This window comes from Allobosea sp. (assembly GCF_017308015.1).
Taxonomy (GTDB): domain Bacteria; phylum Pseudomonadota; class Alphaproteobacteria; order Rhizobiales; family Beijerinckiaceae; genus Allobosea.
Genome location: NZ_JAFKFW010000009.1, coordinates 93,729 through 109,824, shown reverse-complemented (window position 1 = coordinate 109,824; position 16,096 = coordinate 93,729). Strand labels below are relative to the sequence as shown.

Below are 16,096 nucleotides of genomic sequence, written 5' to 3'. Positions count from 1 at the left end.
CCTCCCTGAGGGAGATGCCGGGCTGATAGCGCCTTGTTCCAAAACGGAAAAGGCTAAGACGCCGCGCCGAAAATTTTCGTCCGGGCGACCTCGCAAAAGCTATCAAGACCGTCATGTCGGCACCGGCAAAAGTCGATGCAAGCGCGGTTTCGTGATCAGAACCGGCGAGGGCGCGTGTCAGTTCCCGGAGCCCGGCAGGCGCGGCAGCGGCAGGAAATCGACGCCCTCCTCGTGCAGCATCTGCGCATCGTCCGGCGTCGCCTCACCATAGATCGCGCGCTCTTCAGCCTCGCCGTGATGGATCTTCAGCGCCTCGTCCGCGAAGCGTTTACCGACATGCTCGGCATTCTCGCTGACATGGCGGTGCAGTGCGGTCACCATCTCGCGGAACGCCTTCTCCTTCTCGCTCATCAGCGCGACCGGTGCAGGCGCCGCTGCCGCGGGGGCGGACGCTTCCGGCGCCGGCTGCGGCGCCTTCGGGCCGAGATCGCTGCGGGCGACATTGGGTGCCATGATCGCGCGCTCGACCTTTGCACTGTTGCAGACAGGACAGGTGACGAAGCCGCGCTTGACCTGATCCTCGAAGCCGGCCGAGGAGGCGAACCAGCTCTCGAATTGGTGGGCGTTGTCGCAGATGAGGGCGTAGCGGATCATGTCGTCATAGATGGTGGCATGGAGCCGCCAAAGCAATCGGGTCTGCCGAGAGCGTCATGCGGCGAGGAGCTTGTCGAGTTCGCCGCGGGCGTCGAGCGCGTGGATGTCGTCCGAGCCGCCGACATGCTGCTCGCCGATGAAGATCTGCGGCACCGAGGTGCGTCCGCCGGCGCGGGCGGTCATGGTCTGGCGCAACTCCGGCTTGCCGTCGACATCGATCTCGGTGAAGGCCGCGCCCTTGCGCGTCAGCAGGGCCTTGGCGGCCTTGCAGTAAGGGCACCAGGAGGTGGTGTAGATCGTGACCGGCGGCATGAGGAGGCGTCTCTAGGTTGCGATGCCCCTCATGTAGTGACTTCCCGGCCATCCGTCACGACCCGCGCGAAGGTCAGCACGTCGACGGCGCTGGCGCCGGCCCGGAGCAGGGCGCGCGAGGCGGCGTTGACCGTTGCGCCCGTGGTCAGCACGTCGTCGACCAGCAGGATGCGCCGGCCCTCGACCAGTCCGCGCATCGCCGTCGACACATGAAAGGCGCCTTGCAAATTATCGGCGCGCTGGGTGCGCGTCAGCCCGACCTGCTGGCGGGTGCGCCTGATCCGCGTCAGGAGCGTCGTCGCGAGCGGCAGGCCGGTTTCGCGGGAAACGACCCGCGCCAGGGCGGCGGCCTGGTTGAAACGCCGGCGCCAGAGGCGGGTCCGATGCAGCGGCACGGGCAGGACAAGGTCGGCATCGGCGGCGAGTTCGCGTCCGGCCTGCGCCATCATCCGGCCGAGCGTCAGCGACAGCTCGACACGGTCGCCATATTTCAGGCGATGGACGAGTTCGCGCGCCGTGCCATCGAAGCGGCAGACGGCGCGCGCGCGGGCGAAGACCGGTGGATCGGCGATCGCGGCCGGCGAGAGCAGGCCGGCGCCGAGATCCACGGGGAAGGGCGTGCCCAGCCTTTCGCAATAGGGGCGCTCGATGAAGCCGATGCCACGCCAGCAAGCCGGGCACAGAGCCTGTGCATCGCCGGTTGCGGCCTGACAGGCGATGCAGGTTGGCGGATAGACGATGCCGATCAATCCGCGCAGGCCGGTTCGGAAGGAGTGGCGTGTGCGTGTCGCGGCTTCTCGGAGGAGCGCCGCGGCCGATCGGGAGATCGCGGTGGTGCCGGCGGCAGGCGAGGCGCATCCGGATCCGGTTGCGGCCTCGCCCTCCGGGATGTCGATCCGCCACTCCGCCATGGTGTGCCGCTGCCCGATCCCCCAAGCGGCCGAACTCGTGCCGGCCGGAATTGCGCGAGCATCGGTCTTCGCAACGTGAAGGGCAACCTGGAGATGGTTGCGATGGGATTGTTTTCCGAGCGAGGCCGTGTGCCGCAAGCGGGGGACAGGGCCCCCAGCGCTCATGGACATCCGCCAGAAGGGAGATTTCATGCGCTTATCAAGGTACTGGGCGGCCTTTCCGAGGTTTTTGAGCCTCTCGGACATCTTTATGTGGGAGGAGTGCAAAAAGCTGTTGCGGCTGCGCGGTTGTCCGACTACATAGGCGCCCTCGGCCCGCGCTGCTCCCTTCGTCTAGCGGTCTAGGACGTCGCCCTCTCACGGCGAAAACAGGGGTTCGAGTCCCCTAGGGAGCGCCATTTTTGCCGGAAATCCTTGAATTTTCAGCGTTTTTATGCGAGGTTTGGCCTCGTTGCGACGGCTGGTAGGAATTCTGGTAAGAATCCTGGTTAGAATCCGGCGCTCTGGAGGTGCCGGATGGGCCGCATCAACGCCAACGGAAATCCATTCCTCGTCGAACGCGCCGAAGGCGGTTTCACCTATTTCCGCAACATCCCGCCTGCGCTTCGGGCTGCTGCAGCGGGAGAGGTCGCGTTGCCATGGACGGGCGAGCGACGTGCGGTTGGCGGACGCGCCACGATCAAGATCGCGCTGGGCACGCGTGACATCGCCCTCGCGCGCAAGCGCTGGTTCGACATTCATCCGCAAGTCGAGGATATCATCGAGGTCGCGCGCCTTCGGCAGGTCCGATCGAAGCGTCCCGAAACGCCCCGCGCGGTGACTGGCCTGTCCCCGTCGGATATCGAGACGATGGCGAAGCGGTACTACCAGCAGATTCTGAGCCGCGATGATGACGAGGTGTTGAGGGACGACACGCTCGCCGACCAGACGGAGATCGTCTTGGAGGAGGCTGGCTGGTCGAAGTCCGATCCGGGCGCCATCCGGGCGGCGCGGCGAGAAGCGCATGAGCGCGAACTCGGAGCGCTAACGCGCGGCTTGGAGGACATGAAGGCCTTCGACTACGACAGCTCGTCTCTTGTTCCGAGGCTCGCCTCGCTGACCGCCGATGGGCATTCGGAGGCCAGCGCTCGCGCGATCAGGCAGATGCTCGACGATGCTGTCGGAGAGAACGAGATCGACGCCGTTCTCGCCGAAAACGGCGTCACCATCCCGCGCGTGCATCCGGATCGCCGACGGCTTGTCCTTGCCCTCTTAAGGTCAGGCATGGAAGCCCATCAGGACGTGCTCGCGCGACTGGATGGCAAGCCCGTCCAGACACCGGTTCCGATCGCGCCTCTGAAGCTTCCCGACCCAGACGAAGGTTCGAAGTTGCGGGATGCCTACAAGGCTTGGAAAGTTCAGCAGAAGCCCGCCGACAAGACGGCAGAGGAATATGGCGTCTATGTCGAGCGTTTCATCGCCATCAACGGAAATCTGTCGACCCGCTCTATCACGAAGAAGCACGTTCTTGCCTATCGCGACGGGTTGAGCCTCTTCCCGCGGAATGTGCCGGCCGACCTCCGGGAGGCCAATGTCGAAGCCATCCAGGAATGGGCGGCGAAGAAACGGGCGAAGCTCTTGTCGCGGAGCACGATCAACGACAAAGCAATTGGTGCGATTTCCGCGATCCTCGCTGTCGCGCTGAATCACGATGAAATCCCATCTAACCCCTGCGCTGGGACAAAATTCAAGCTCAAGGAAGGCGAGATCATTGAGCGTCAGCCCTATGCCGATCGAGATTTAGAGAAGCTCTTGCTTTCGGCCGTCTTTGCGAAAGGGAAGCGATATTCAGCGGGCGGAGGTGAGGCACAGAAGTGGCTGCCATTGATCTCGATGTACAGCGGAGCCCGATTGGAAGAGATCGGCCAGCTGAGGACAGCCGATATCCGCAGCCAAGACGGAATCCACTACTTCGACATGGAGACGATCGACGACACGCCTGGCCAGGAGACGCATCGGAAGACCAAGTCATCCCGGCGCAAGGTCCCTGTCCACCAGCGTCTGATCGAGCTTGGGTTGTTGACTTACGTTGCTGCGCAACGGAAGGTCGGGGCGGTTCGGCTCTTTCCCTTGTTGACTCCCTATCGCGGGAAGATCACGCACGGGTTCAGCAAGTGGTGGGGACGCTACGCGCGAAAGTTTGTACCCGTGGAAGAAAACAAGACCTTTCACAGCTTTCGTCATCGCGTCACCGATCAGTTCCGCAACCAGGCCAAGCCGCTCTACGCAGTCATGCAGGAGGTGCTCGGCCACGATGTTTCCGACACGACCAGCGGCTATGGATCGGGCTTCGATCTGCCAACGCTCAACTCTGCAGTCCAGGCGCTGGACTATGGCCCGAAGATCGAGAAGCATCTCCGTGCCATAGTCTCTGCGGCTGCTCCGCGGCAGCGCCGATAGTTTTGTATCGGCCAGAATCTGAGCGCCTACGCGGATCAGACGGGCTTTTCTTTCTTAAGGCCTTGGCCGCGAGACAGCCAGTTCACATTGGTGCTCATCGGACCGCGTGAAACGGCGGTGGATGATGACCTCGATGATTTGGATCAGGCGATCGACGTCGTCGGTCTTGGGCCAGAAGAAGTAGATCTCGTTGGCGACCGAACGGCGCCAGGCGGCGTTGAAGCCATAGGCCGAGTATCCAAATGGGCCTCGAGCTCCTTCGGATCATCGTCTGTCAGGGGGTTGAAGCGCTCAATGGCATATCGTGTCCCACGCGAAGCGGCAGGCGTCAGGCAACGCGGGCATCGGCGGGTGGCAGCACCGTCTGCGTGAAGGCGGCGCCGTTCCTTAACGCGCCGGGCTTTCGTTGCAGCACAGGAACATAGTGCCAGGGATCGTAGACGATGCTGTTGCGCCCGAAGCGGCGCAGGTGTCCGCCCACAATCTCGCGCTCCTGCCGGATGACGATCCGACCGGCATAGGCGCATATCTCCACCGGCCGGTCCTCCGCGCGAGCCTCGACCGAGTATTTATTGTAGTCGAAGCGCACGAGCAGGGTCTTGGAGACCGCTGCCGGCAGCGCATGGAAGCCGTCGAAGGCGACGGTTGGCAACTGCCTCAGGGAGAGCTTCTCATCCTGATAGACGTCCCAGACGGTTCGATCCCGAATTCTGGATGCCGCGTCGCCTTGGCGTGTGTGATACAGCAGTCCGCCCGCCAGCTGTTCAGCGCTCGGCTGCAAGGTCGATCACGGCGTCCGCCGCAGAGAGAAAGGCGCGTCGAGCGGTAGTTCTGATCGAGTGTGATGATTTCGGCCGGCGGCACGAACGCTGTCGGGAAAATCGAGGATATTTCGAACCGTGGCTGCGCGGAACGAATAGATCGATTGGGCATCGTCCCCCACGACCGTCAGACCGCGGCCATCAGGCTTGAGGGCAAGCAAGATCCGGGACTGGAGACGGTTGGTGTCCTGGTACTCGTCGACCATGACGTGGTCGAAACGACCGCCAATGTCCGCGGCAATATCGGGATCGGTCACGGCCTGCGTCCAGCAGAACAGCAGGTCGTCGTAATCGAGGACGTTCTGGCTCTGCTTGGGCCTCGACGTAGGCCGCAAAGAGCTCTTTCAGCTCGGCCGCCCAGGCGGCACACCATGGGTGGGACAGACGAAAAACCTCTTCGATCGGCAGCTCGGCGTTCACGCAGCGCGAACAGATCGCAAGGCAAGTGCCTTTCGTCGGAAACCGCGCCTCTATCTTGGAGAAGCCGAGATCATGCCGAACCAAGTTCATCTGGTCGGCCGAGTCCTCGCGATCATGGATCGTGAAAACGGGATCGAGGCCTAGCTGTTCGGCATAGTCGCGCAACAATCGCGCGCCGATGCCATGGAAGGTGCCGGCCCAAGTCAGGGCATCGGCCAGGACACCCTCACCGTCGCCAAGCACCTTCCGCGCGATCTGGCCCGTTTCGTGATCCGCAATGAAGACGAATTGAACGCGTCCCTGGACCGCGCGATCTATCTCGCCGGCGTCGACAAGGGTGACGAAGAGCAGCGCGAGCTCGAGGCGACCAACGCCGCGGTGAAGCTCTACGAACAATCGCTCGCCGTAACGACGGCCGCTAGCCGGAGCAGGCAGAAAACCAGCGACGACGTCTCCAGCGGCACGGGCTCGGAATAGATGCTACCTCCACCAGATTCAGGCCGGAGGAACCCCACCTCCAGGGCCTGCGTTTGCTCCAGATCAACGGAGCAGCAGATGAAACACCTTGCCCTGGCAATCGCGGCCTCAATGCTCATGGTTGGAAGCGTGGTCGCTCAATCCATCCATCCGCCAACGCGGGAAGGATTCGGCGCCAAGCCGGACTCGCCGGAAACACAACGAGAGCGAAAGCCTGACGCAAGCCGCCCAGAGGCTCAGGGCGGCGCAAATTCCCAGCAGAACCTCGAATACGGGAAAGAGACCGAGGCGGAGGGCAAGAAGCCCAACGAGGGCCTGTCCCCCGACTACAAGCGGTAGCTCCCCAGAGGCGCGATGAGGGAGGAGAGCGCGTCTTCTCATCCGGTAGGGTTATGACGCAGCGGAAAGAGTTAAGCGAGCTTCTTGCGCAAGACATCTCAACGAAAAAGCCGCCGCCCCGACGATATCACCGAACGAATTGAGTTTGGCGGATGATACGAAGCTCAAGAAATGGGTATTTGACAACTGGAAGCTACGCCTCTCACAACTGCCTGCCACTGCAGATGAGGAAGCGAGAGTCGTTTCTGCCATCGACGGCCTGCTTCCTGCATTCATAACTGCGCGGTAACCTCGGCTTCCTTATGGCGTTCAAAGCCGTCTCGCTCAGGAACGACAATGGTTCAAATCTTGACGGTGTGCCGCATCGATACGGAGTGGTGCTTCCGGGATGTGACGGGCGCCGAGTACGCTCGCTCAACCGATATTACGGATGTCGTGGAGGCTGCCCAGCGGATGGCGCGGCGGGTCGGAAGCCAGGTTCAGCTGACAGCCGAGGCAGAGGAGCATTATCGTTCAGCTGGCACAGTCGACGCAAATGCCGCGCGCGCCGACGATAGGCTGAAACCGCTCCGAAGCTGGTTGCGTTCCTCGCTCTCGGCATTTCTGCTTGCTCGACGGCGAGCGCGTTGAAATACGGCCCGCCCCCTCAAGACAGATTCGCAGGCTCAAACGGTGGTTTATAAGTAAGCGGCGGATTGACGTGCGGGGCTGGAGCGCATTCACTCTGATTTCGAAGTCAGCCATCTGCTGACGCAAGCCCTCACTTTTCGCGTCGCACGCGAACGATCGGCCAAGACAGTGAAACCGACCATCGAGACGTACACGGCAGTTCTGCCGTGGTACGAGCGCGCGGAATTTCAGCGCATATGGGAACTCGCCCACGATAAAGATGACATGCCGAGCAATTATGAGGACTGGCATGCCAACGCCGTGGAAGTGATGACCACCTGGCTCGCGCGCGGACGGGCGCTGCAAATCGTGACGATCCGAACTGCTGAGTTCTTCGCTTGGCTTGAGGAGCGACAACTGCCGAACACCGCGGCTGTACGGCTGAAATTTGTCGAGGAGAAAGCCCGAGGCGGCGGTAGCAGCGGCGATCTGGCGGCGGTAAGCGCTGCGGCTGAATAGATAGTGTTCGCCCGGTCGTGAATCAGAGCCGGACGGACTCCCGGCTCTGATCGTCTCTATCATTCAATGATCTGAACAATCTTCCGGCTGGAAGGCTCCACCAGCACGACGTGGTTGTCAGTGTAGACGTAGCTGTACTTGCTGACGCTCGTGCCCCAATCTGCGGGAGCAGTATGGATTTGGACGTCGGCCGGGAGGGTCGCGCCAACCGTGACCTTCTCCTTGAGCATGACGGGCTTCATCTTCTCCTTGACCACATATTCCTTGATCTTGGTCCGCTCGGGCTGGCTGATGGTGATGGTGGTGCTCTGAGCGAAAGCAGCGGAACTGGCGACCAGCGCAGACGCCGCGACCATTCCAAGAATCGTCCGTTTCATGTTGGTTCCTCCGGTTGCGCACAGGTTGTGCGATGGGCTTCCAACTCGGCCACGAACTCATCGGTTCCAAGCTCCTCAAATCACGTACTACCCTTCAGTATATAACGTTGAAAAGGTTCATGAAATTCTCTGGAACAATTTTTGTATTAGAGTCCATCTAAGCCCCGAGGCTTGGCTCCGCCTTCTCGTCGCTCAAACGGGCCGGCCCGATCGGTGAACTCGCAATCCGATCGGGCCTCTTTTTGAAAACAAGCTGAGACGCAGGCTAACTCCAGAAGTCTCAGGTCTCCATATGCGTCGCCCGTTCTTTCAACTGGATCTCATCCAGCCTGGTGACCGCGCGAATGGACCCATCATCAGCCCTGCTGAAGCTGATTTCATCGGAACGAAGGGCGATTGAACGGGCACCGATTCCGAGAAACCCGCCTATATCGATTATGACCTCGAGTGTCTCACGGACACCATGAATTTGAACGACCGCCCCGATTTTTTTGTTCGATGCGTCATAGACGGGGGCCCCATACAACTTGTCAGTTGGCAAATCGCCGCGCGATAGTGGTCGGTTCTCCGGAGGTGTCGCCTCCCGGAGCCGATCCAGTTCCCTTGTGATTGGATTATGCGGCCTGTGAGTGCGCGTCTCAGGCTCTGACTTCTTCGGAGCTCCGATTTGTTTCTCTCCGATGACGCGCTCTCGATCGTCACTACCTTTGACGCGATATTGCGGCTCCCCGTCCGGGCGCGTCGGCAGTAAAGCTGTCACCTCGTAGAGGCCTATGGCGTCTTGATCATGAAAGCCAAAGGCCAAGCCGACACGGTCGCCAATTTTGTAGCGGTGAGGCATGGTAATACTCCGGCTACCTTGGAGGCTAACGCAGCCAAATTCGTGACGAGGGCGACCCTGGCGTCACGCTCACCATTCTGTCGGGCGAGGAAGATATATGAAACGTATCGCCTCGATATCAGTTCCCAAGCATGTGGCGAGGCTTGCGAATGCAGATTCCTCGGGAGGCTTTGAAGCCTTCTCAATTTGTCATCATATGGTGAGCTAAGCGCGCTCCGTCGCGTCTCGCTTGCGTTGCGCCTTTGGAGCACACCCCGCCCGGCGACAGATCGAGCGCAACGCACGTCTCATCCGGCATCATCGCCCTGCCTTCAGCCAAGGCGACCCAAAGCCGGTTGAGCGCGAGGACCAGCAAGCCGGGTGACAACGGTTCAACCGAATCCTCTCTCGGATCGACCAGTGTTCGAAGCCCTAGCGCATCGTCGCGCGGTCGCCGCCGGCAATGGCATCGGTGATGTCGGTCACCTTCTTGGAATCGTCCTCGCAGAAACGCCGCCGCAGAGGAACCCTTGCTCGGCAGCGCGATCGGCACCCGCCAAGCCATTGTCGTGGGGACTTCCCTCGTCCTCGCACTGCGGCCTCCTGATCGGGCGCCATTTCAAGGTCGGGGTCTCCGTCGAGCGCATTGGCCACCCCGATTAGCAATTCCCGAGGGCCCCCAGCCGGCGGCGCATGCTGTCGATAGACAGGGCGTGGTCGGTAAGGCGCTGGGCGTCGTTGAGGAGGATGGAAAGAACCTCGTGACGCTCGACCCCGGACAGGGCAATGCCATCTCCGAATGGGCCGTCATCGTGGTCCAGTATGCCCAGCGGGCCGAACAGATCGGCCGTCGGCCGATCGGTCAAGCTCATCGGCGCGGATCCAGCGGGATGACGCGGCAGCCAATGACCGGTTCCCCATCTACGCAAACAACCGGCAGGTGGCGATAGAACGAATAGGTCGGGAGGGTGACCGGGTTGACGCTGTAGGTGCGGCGGGCGGGCTTGGCCCTGTCCTGGCGGTGTTTGATCCTGATCGGGCTCATGCTGGTGCCCTCGCCGAGGCTTCGATCTCGCGAACGCGCTTGATAATCGCTTGGAGGCCGCGCTGCGCGCGCGTGTTCCTTTGCGCTGCTTGATCCTCTACGCGACAGCCGAGGAGAATGAAGCCGCATGCCTCCGTGCCTTCGCTGGAGGTCGCATCTCAGCACGCGAATCCATCATCCGCATCAATTGGCCCGCCGGCTATCAGCCAGCAATCTTGGGAGCACCATAAAGACTGAGCGAGCGAGTGGCGAAATTGGAGCGAGCAGCGGGTGCCAAGCTATGCCTACGGCGGATTCTGCGTCACGTTGTGAACTGCGCTCCTGCTAAGCGGCCGGAACGGCTGGCAGCGATTGAGGCTTTCGACCCCGACGCGTTCCACATCGTCTGCGTTATCGTTCGGCTTGGCGAGCAGGCGCTTGCAGAGTGAGGGGATAACTGCAGCGACGGCTGGCCAGAATGGAGGCAAAGCATCACGCCGACCGGAACATAGAAAAGCAGATCGAGCGCACGACAGATGCCGAGCTGATGGCGGCCATCAGGGCGTGCAATGCCAAGCTGGAGGAAGAGCATAACCCAGGCTGGCGCCAGTGGTTGGCTACCAATGACCCGGAAGGGCATCGCACGCTGAGTTAACTTGACCAGGATGGCGCGCTTTGAGCCCTGAACTGAAACGCCGCCTCATGGCGCTAGAGCGTGTCAAAAATGGTCACGGCGGAGTGCGTTATGTCGTTCTCGGTTATCTCCCGGAAGATGACGAGCGCGAGCCTTTCGATCTGCCGCGCCCGATGAGCGAAGAGGCGTGGGTAGCGAAACACTTCTTCGATTGACCGCGCAGCGAGGGCTTTCAGATGGTCTTGATGGCCTCTTTCCGTGGCTGATCGACGATCTTGTAATTTTGCCAAACGGTTGCCGCTCCTGTTCGATACCTTAGCAATGGCGCGGAGTTCCTATCGCAAAGCCGGGAACGAAAGATCGTCGGCGGTCTAGCGGCCTCGGGAGGTTACGTTGGTCGTGCACTCCCTGGTCGGAGGTCTGGCGCTGAAGCTCCTGTATGGTCAGGATCGAAGGTCTTTGCTGCGGATCGCTTCACGCTACGCTTGCCTTTCCGCCGTCTTCAACCGCAAAGCCCACTCGGCATAACCGGTGTTTTTGACGAGGTGGCGATTGAGGTCCGGTGCGCCATCGGTCCACCATGCAGGACCTCGCTCACCCAGCTTCACCTTGGCGGAATCGACACGAGCACGGGCGACATCCAGTTCGCCGCGTCCGCGCTTTGCATCTTTGACAGCTCGCCGAGCATCCATGAGTTCAGCGACAAGCTGATGACGTTGCTCTTCTGGAAGTGCCGGATTGGTCGCGCGCCAGAGCCTGCCCCCGACGAGAAAGTAACGGCCGTCGGGTGTTGTGGGATAGGCGGACCTATCTGTCATGGCGGGCGTCGACCATCACTTCGAAATGCGTCACGAACTCGGGCTTCGTGAGCAGAAAGCGATCGTCCTCGGGGTAGTAGCGGGCCTTCTTATAGTCCTCGCCGGCGAATGCGATGATGGCCTCGACGGAGGCCCACCAGCTCAGAGTCTCGATCTCAGTGGTTCCATCCGGCACATCCCGAAGCAGCATCTGGAAGCCCAAGTTGCCCGGAGTGCTACTGTAGTCATCTCCGCCGGTCGAGCGGACATACTCGACGTAGGCGGCACGATCCTTGGTGCGGATTCTAGACGCCCAACGTCTCAGGATGCTCGGTTTGATCACTCTGCATCTCCCATCCCAGCAGCGGACGCCGACTTAACGAACGGCCTCGGCAAGAGTTCACACAGAGATCAGAGCGGCAGGAATCGATTCAGAAAAAAGGCCGGCTTCCCAGAGGGAGCCGGCCAAGGAGAAGCCTAGGCAATACGCCAAAAGCCTCGAGGGGAACGGATGCGATCAGACACCGACGGGAGGGGGCCGGAGCGGCCAGCGAACCGTTCACTGGATATGGAGTGCTTAGCCACAATCGCAATCCGCTATTTGGATGACCAGCCCATGCAATGAGCGCGGACCGAGTAGCCCATCCTCTCCCAAAGCCCTGGGCGATGGAGCTGCAACGAAAGGGGGGCTCTAGCAATTGCAACCATGGTTGGATTGCCTTGAAACTCTGACCCGAGCCATTTTGCGGAATCAGGGGAACGAACAAAGCAGAGCTGGCAGCGCTCCAGCAGATGAGCGCGCCAGCCATTTAACGTCCCACCTTGTCGGCCATCGTCCGGCACGCGCGGGGGCATCCTGCCGCTAACCGCCCCCCCGGAATGCGTACGGTATCACCCGTAGCACAAGCGATTATCTGACGCCGACGCGGCAGCAAGCTCAGTCGAGGATGCTGGCCCCTTCTGCGGAAAGTCGGGCGAGTCCATCTTTCATGTCACGCAGTTGTTGGGGCGTGTGCCCGTTCCAGTTCGTGACCTCTGCAATGATGCGCAGTGGATGCCGAGATCGATAGGACAGCGTCGGGTTGCCGGGAAACTTCTTGTCTGTGAGGTTTGGGTCGTCCTCAATCGGTCCGCCTGGTTCCACCACATAGATTCGTTCCCGACCGTTACCGGCCGCCAACTCAGCACCCCAGATCGCGGCATCTAGCGTGCCTGCAAAATAAACCCAGGAAAGCTGACCAGCTTTGAAGTTGGATTGATACCCGACGGCAACCAGATCGCCAGGCCTCAGGTCCGCCTTGGTGCCGTGAAAATAGGATCTGGCAAATACGGTCGCCTCCGCAGGCATCGCTACCCTCCTCAAATCTATTCGCCGTCCGACTTTCGCTGGCAGGGCACGATCATGAACTATCGCGCATAGCGATCGGGGTGGAGCCGCACGGGAACAGCGAGTGTCGTAGCTCTGTTGGATCAGCAGCGAAAGGAGATCAACGATGCCGTTCGAACATGTGACAACGCCGCTTCCAACAGCGCTCCCCCGAACGAAAGACGCGGCTCGTATCGAGAATCTGGATGATTATGAAGTCGCGACCGAGCGCGCGCGGCAGCTTGCAGATTTTCCTGAAGGCTCCCCCGAGGCCGCCGAGCTCGCAAGCTTGGTCCAAGCGATCATGGAATGGGACCGAGCTCACGACGATGCGACTTCATGGCATTGAGGTCCAATCGGCACGGACTTGGCGATATCTCGTGCAGCTGTCGGCGCCCCGCCTCGGATTGATATACGAATGGCGAAGCGCGTAATATTGCTGAGCGGGCGTGAGTTTAAGCCAGTAACGTCGGCAAAGGCCTATTTCAGCGGGCTGAGGGAGCGCACTCCGCTCAAATCTCTGCTAGCCGAGCCCGAACGGTCAGACGTCATCGACATCTACCAGAGGTACTGTCTGGCGGTTGGGCACACCGCTGAGGCCGCCGCCGAGGTAACGATAGTCATGGATGAGAAACAGCGTCCGGGCGGAAACTACGCCCAAGCCGTCAAAGCCTACGCGGTTTTGACGCCAACCGGGGCATTGGTACTGTTCAGCATGGATAAGGCGCTCAAGGCGATAGCTGAGTAACTCGTGGCGGTTGGGCGGGCGCACCGAAGCAAGCCTTCAGCCTCGAACTCCTCCCACCGTTCCAAGCCGGTCGCTTCTTCATCCGGTGGGGCGGCCTTGCGCGGCTTAGCCGGATGCTTTCCAGCGCGCGTCAATGCCGCCTTTCCCGCAGTTCGCCATCGGTTCTACTGTTCAGCATCGCATTTGGGCTGTGTAGGGGAAATAAAAGCCCGCCGCTCGGAGAACGGCGGGCCTCTGACTTTTGTCAGGACTAGGCGGTTCCGGCAATCGCCGGGAAACTGACTTTGCGCTCCTGTCGGCTGCGGCCGGTACATCCGCGGCGACGCATCCGACTGGAGAGCAGCCGGTGCCCCGATGGCACCGCGCGGACAACGAGATAAGCGCGGGTTTGGTTCCGACAAGGCTACGAGCGGCGATCTTCGTGTGTTTCGGCGTGCAAGTTTGACCCTGTGAAGCGGGGGATCGGCGTCCAACTTTGACCCCCTTGAGCCGGCTTCGGTGAGACTGCCCGTCCTGGTTTCGGATGGGCGGGCGGGGGATGAAGAGCGTGGATACGATTGCGCGGATCCGGCGCGAGTTTTCGATCCGGGGGAAGACGATCAAGGAGATCGCCCGCGAGCTGCACGTCTCTCGGAACACGGTGCGCAAGGTGCTGCGCTCTGGCGCGACGTCGTTCGAGTATGAGCGGAAGGTTCAGCCGCAGCCGAAGATAGGGCCCTGGCGCCCTGAGCTGGATCGGCTGCTGATGGTGAACGACGGCAAGCCTGCCCGCGAGCGCCTGACGCTGATCCGTCTTTTCGAAGAGCTGCGGGATCTCGGCTACGAGGGCGGATACGATGCCGTTCGTCGCTATGCGCGAGGCTGGCGCCGCGAGCAATCCGCCGTTACAGCCGACGCCTATGTGCCTTTGAGCTTCGCGCCCGGCGAGGCCTACCAGTTCGACTGGAGCCACGAGATCGTCGTCATCAATGGCGCCACGACCCAGGTGAAGGTGGCGCATGTCCGGCTTTGTCACTCGCGCATGCTGTTCGTGCGGGCCTATCCACGCGAGAGCCAGGAGATGGTCTTCGACGCCCATGACCGGGCCTTCGCCTTCTTCAAGGGCGCCTGCACGCGCGGCATCTACGACAACATGAAGACTGCGATGGAGACGATCTTCGTCGGCAAGGAGCGGGCCTATAACCGCCGCTTCCAGCAGATGTGCAGCCATTACCTGGTCGACCCTGTCGCCTGCACGCCGGCCTCGGGCTGGGAGAAGGGGCAGGTCGAGAACCAGGTCGGGCTCGTGCGCGAGCGCTTCTTCGCCCCGCGCCTGCGGGTCAAGAACTACGACGAGTTGAACGCCTGGCTGCTGGACCAGGTGCTTCGCTACGCCAAGGCCCACCGCCATCCCGAACAGCGTGACCGCACGATCTGGGAGATGTTCGAAGCCGAGCGCCCGAGCCTGGTGCCTTACGCGGGGCGGTTCGATGGCTTCCACTCACTGCCAGCCTCGGTATCGAAGACCTGCCTCGTGCGCTTCGACAACAACAAGTACTCGGTCATCGCGAGTGGCCGTTGATCGTCACGAACAGCATATGCTTCGTGCTGTCAGCCTTCATCCTCATGATGACGCTGCTGCCCGAGCTAAGAAGGAGGCGGTGGCCGACACTGTCGATCCACGTTCCTGATGTCGACAATCGCCTGAGGCGTGATCGGCCGCAACACGTCGGCGTGGAAAGCTGCCTATGTGTCCGAGGGCAGAGCGACGAGGTCGTCGCCGACATCGGCTCTTCCACCTTGGATGATCCGCGCTGTGATACCGCCGAGACCCCGAACAGCATTGTAACCGCCCACGCCGAGTATCTCTTCCATTCGAGAACACGGATGACACTCTCCCGTCGTCTCCAAAATGGCGGAGCCCAGCCTGAAGCACTTCTCTTTGAGAGCAAACAGGTTGATACCCCGGGTAACGATATTGCGCCGCAAATCTGCGGGCAGAATCTGATCGCGGCCCAAATGACTGGCGATAGCTGCCAAGTGCTCAGCCTGGATCAAAGTAACTTGGCGGCTGCCGGCCGGGCGAGTGTAACGATCGCCGACAAGCCCTCGTTCGACATGGAGATCTACGCTCTCGATCGCCAGCATGGGTTCTCGGCGGCCGGGGCGGACACCAAGCCAAACAACCTGCCCCGATCTCACCTGTGCATTCAGAAGCTTCGTGAGCGAGGATGAGGGGTTAAAGGGCACGATAGTTGGCCACTCAGCGGGCGGTTAGTCGCTGGAAGATATCCCTCGCTACGCCGAATACCCGTTCACGGAATTCGGGGCGTGTCGCGAGCATCCACCCAGCGGCGCCAGCCAAGATCAATCTGATCATATCAAACCTCTGCAATTTGCGCGTCGCGGCGCATCCCGGCTTGTAACGCTCCTCTGCTGCGTTGGTTCTCTGCTCGATGGGGGGCGCCGGTTCGGGGTGGGGGCAATTCCACGCCGACGCTCCCTCAGTCGCCCGCGTCTGGCTCGGATGCCACTTTCGCCGCCCGGGCACAGAACCTAAATTCGCGTCACTCATCGCGGGAACCTCCCTGGACCGTACCAACGACCGCCGCCACCACTAAGAACCGCAGTTTCGAAGCCGACGTCTCCCGCCTCCTGCACATGATGGTGAATTCGGTCTACCGACCGGGATGTTTTCCTGCCGCGTAATAGCTGAAGCTCCTCATCATCGGTGCCGTGGCCGGCCGCTTTGGCATCGTTCCTCTGCGCCAATAGCGCAGGTGCTTCGTCTCAGCCTGTCTCCAAGCCAGCCCGGCGCATTGGGTGGCGAACTATTTGCCACGCGGCGGA

General features: G+C 61.3%; 19 protein-coding genes, 1 tRNA gene and 3 pseudogenes. 10 read left to right on the top strand and 13 right to left on the bottom strand.

Going from position 1 to position 16,096, the window contains the following annotated elements; all coding sequences use genetic code 11:
* Nucleotides 1-177: 177 nt before the first annotated feature.
* The 3 genes from J0I42_RS10150 to J0I42_RS10140 are packed head-to-tail and all read right to left on the bottom strand — an operon-like array spanning nucleotide 178 to nucleotide 1,877.
* Complete coding sequence (locus J0I42_RS10150; RefSeq protein WP_291654748.1) at nucleotides 178-654, bottom strand: DUF1178 family protein; 477 nt, start codon at nucleotides 652-654, stop codon at nucleotides 178-180.
* A gap of 54 nt (nucleotides 655-708) precedes the next feature.
* Nucleotides 709-966, bottom strand: coding sequence for a glutaredoxin 3 (gene grxC / locus J0I42_RS10145; protein WP_291654700.1), 258 nt, complete (start codon nucleotides 964-966; stop codon nucleotides 709-711).
* Nucleotides 967-995: 29 nt separating this feature from the next.
* Entirely contained in the window at nucleotides 996-1,877 is an 882-nt protein-coding gene (locus J0I42_RS10140) for a ComF family protein (protein ID WP_291654699.1), read from the bottom strand.
* A 322-nt stretch (nucleotides 1,878-2,199) separates the two neighbouring features.
* Between J0I42_RS10140 and J0I42_RS10135 the strand changes: the two genes are divergently transcribed.
* Both J0I42_RS10135 and J0I42_RS10130 read left to right on the top strand, forming a co-directional pair.
* Nucleotides 2,200-2,275, top strand: a tRNA-Glu gene (locus J0I42_RS10135).
* A 118-nt stretch (nucleotides 2,276-2,393) separates the two neighbouring features.
* The gene (locus J0I42_RS10130) at nucleotides 2,394-4,316 is read left to right on the top strand and encodes a site-specific integrase (protein ID WP_291654698.1); all 1,923 of its coding nucleotides are present in this window, start codon (nucleotides 2,394-2,396) and stop codon (nucleotides 4,314-4,316) included.
* Nucleotides 4,317-4,650: 334 nt separating this feature from the next.
* Here the strand turns inward: J0I42_RS10130 and J0I42_RS10125 are convergent.
* Together J0I42_RS10125 and J0I42_RS10120 are read right to left on the bottom strand one after the other, a co-directional pair.
* Nucleotides 4,651-5,084: pseudogene (locus J0I42_RS10125) on the bottom strand (Mu transposase domain-containing protein); the annotation flags it as partial.
* Nucleotides 5,084-5,815, bottom strand: a pseudogene (locus J0I42_RS10120) (UvrD-helicase domain-containing protein); the annotation flags it as partial. The pseudogenes J0I42_RS10125 and J0I42_RS10120, both read right to left, overlap by 1 nt.
* On the opposite strand from J0I42_RS10120, the gene J0I42_RS10115 reads away from it, so the two are divergent.
* From J0I42_RS10115 to J0I42_RS10105, 3 genes are all read left to right on the top strand, one after another.
* Nucleotides 5,741-6,034 carry a hypothetical protein gene (locus tag J0I42_RS10115; protein WP_291654750.1) on the top strand — a complete coding sequence of 98 codons (294 nt, stop codon included), beginning with the start codon at nucleotides 5,741-5,743 and terminating at the stop codon, nucleotides 6,032-6,034. The pseudogene J0I42_RS10120 and the gene J0I42_RS10115 overlap by 75 nt on opposite strands.
* 78 nt (nucleotides 6,035-6,112) lie before the next feature.
* Entirely contained in the window at nucleotides 6,113-6,373 is a 261-nt protein-coding gene (locus J0I42_RS10110) for a hypothetical protein (protein WP_291654697.1), read from the top strand.
* A gap of 798 nt (nucleotides 6,374-7,171) precedes the next feature.
* Entirely contained in the window at nucleotides 7,172-7,501 is a 330-nt protein-coding gene (locus tag J0I42_RS10105; protein WP_291654696.1) for a hypothetical protein, read from the top strand.
* 59 nt (nucleotides 7,502-7,560) lie between these two features.
* Here J0I42_RS10105 and J0I42_RS10100 read toward each other — a convergent pair whose 3' ends face one another.
* From J0I42_RS10100 to J0I42_RS10085, 4 genes are all read right to left on the bottom strand, one after another.
* A complete protein-coding gene (locus tag J0I42_RS10100; RefSeq protein WP_291654695.1) occupies nucleotides 7,561-7,878 on the bottom strand; it encodes a DUF1236 domain-containing protein in 318 nt (105 codons plus the stop codon).
* A 280-nt stretch (nucleotides 7,879-8,158) separates the two neighbouring features.
* Nucleotides 8,159-8,719: a PRC-barrel domain-containing protein gene (locus J0I42_RS10095; protein WP_291654694.1), complete on the bottom strand. Its 561-nt coding sequence runs from the start codon at nucleotides 8,717-8,719 to the stop codon at nucleotides 8,159-8,161.
* 638 nt (nucleotides 8,720-9,357) lie between these two features.
* The gene (locus J0I42_RS10090) at nucleotides 9,358-9,570 is read right to left on the bottom strand and encodes a hypothetical protein (protein WP_291654693.1); all 213 of its coding nucleotides are present in this window, start codon (nucleotides 9,568-9,570) and stop codon (nucleotides 9,358-9,360) included.
* A complete protein-coding gene (locus J0I42_RS10085) occupies nucleotides 9,567-9,743 on the bottom strand; it encodes a hypothetical protein (protein WP_291654692.1) in 177 nt (58 codons plus the stop codon). Before J0I42_RS10085 ends, J0I42_RS10090 begins: the two co-directional genes overlap by 4 nt.
* Before the next feature lie 457 nt (nucleotides 9,744-10,200).
* Between J0I42_RS10085 and J0I42_RS10080 the strand changes: the two genes are divergently transcribed.
* Together J0I42_RS10080 and J0I42_RS10075 are read left to right on the top strand one after the other, a co-directional pair.
* Nucleotides 10,201-10,377, top strand: coding sequence for a hypothetical protein (locus J0I42_RS10080; protein ID WP_291654691.1), 177 nt, complete (start codon nucleotides 10,201-10,203; stop codon nucleotides 10,375-10,377).
* A gap of 20 nt (nucleotides 10,378-10,397) precedes the next feature.
* Nucleotides 10,398-10,571 carry a hypothetical protein gene (locus J0I42_RS10075; protein ID WP_291654690.1) on the top strand — a complete coding sequence of 58 codons (174 nt, stop codon included), beginning with the start codon at nucleotides 10,398-10,400 and terminating at the stop codon, nucleotides 10,569-10,571.
* 264 nt (nucleotides 10,572-10,835) lie between these two features.
* Here the strand turns inward: J0I42_RS10075 and J0I42_RS10070 are convergent, their stop codons facing one another.
* From J0I42_RS10070 to arr, 3 genes are all read right to left on the bottom strand, one after another.
* A complete protein-coding gene (locus tag J0I42_RS10070) occupies nucleotides 10,836-11,174 on the bottom strand; it encodes a hypothetical protein (RefSeq protein ID WP_291654689.1) in 339 nt (112 codons plus the stop codon).
* Nucleotides 11,164-11,496 carry an antibiotic biosynthesis monooxygenase family protein gene (locus J0I42_RS10065; protein WP_291654688.1) on the bottom strand — a complete coding sequence of 111 codons (333 nt, stop codon included), beginning with the start codon at nucleotides 11,494-11,496 and terminating at the stop codon, nucleotides 11,164-11,166. Before J0I42_RS10065 ends, J0I42_RS10070 begins: the two co-directional genes overlap by 11 nt.
* Before the next feature lie 594 nt (nucleotides 11,497-12,090).
* On the bottom strand, nucleotides 12,091-12,501 hold the full coding sequence (gene arr, locus J0I42_RS10060; protein WP_291654687.1) for an NAD(+)--rifampin ADP-ribosyltransferase: 411 nt from the start codon (nucleotides 12,499-12,501) through the stop codon (nucleotides 12,091-12,093).
* 145 nt (nucleotides 12,502-12,646) lie between these two features.
* On the opposite strand from arr, the gene J0I42_RS10055 reads away from it, so the two are divergent.
* From J0I42_RS10055 to istA, 3 genes and pseudogenes are all read left to right on the top strand, one after another.
* Nucleotides 12,647-12,868, top strand: a complete 222-nt coding sequence (locus J0I42_RS10055; RefSeq protein ID WP_291654686.1) for a hypothetical protein — start codon at nucleotides 12,647-12,649, stop codon at nucleotides 12,866-12,868.
* 69 nt (nucleotides 12,869-12,937) lie between these two features.
* The gene (locus tag J0I42_RS10050; protein ID WP_291654685.1) at nucleotides 12,938-13,267 is read left to right on the top strand and encodes a hypothetical protein; all 330 of its coding nucleotides are present in this window, start codon (nucleotides 12,938-12,940) and stop codon (nucleotides 13,265-13,267) included.
* 538 nt (nucleotides 13,268-13,805) lie between these two features.
* Nucleotides 13,806-14,819, top strand: a pseudogene (gene istA, locus J0I42_RS10045) (IS21 family transposase); the annotation flags it as partial.
* 173 nt (nucleotides 14,820-14,992) lie between these two features.
* Here istA and J0I42_RS10040 read toward each other — a convergent pair.
* The gene (locus J0I42_RS10040) at nucleotides 14,993-15,394 is read right to left on the bottom strand and encodes an MOSC domain-containing protein (protein WP_291654684.1); all 402 of its coding nucleotides are present in this window, start codon (nucleotides 15,392-15,394) and stop codon (nucleotides 14,993-14,995) included.
* Between the last annotated feature and the right edge of the window lie 702 nt (nucleotides 15,395-16,096).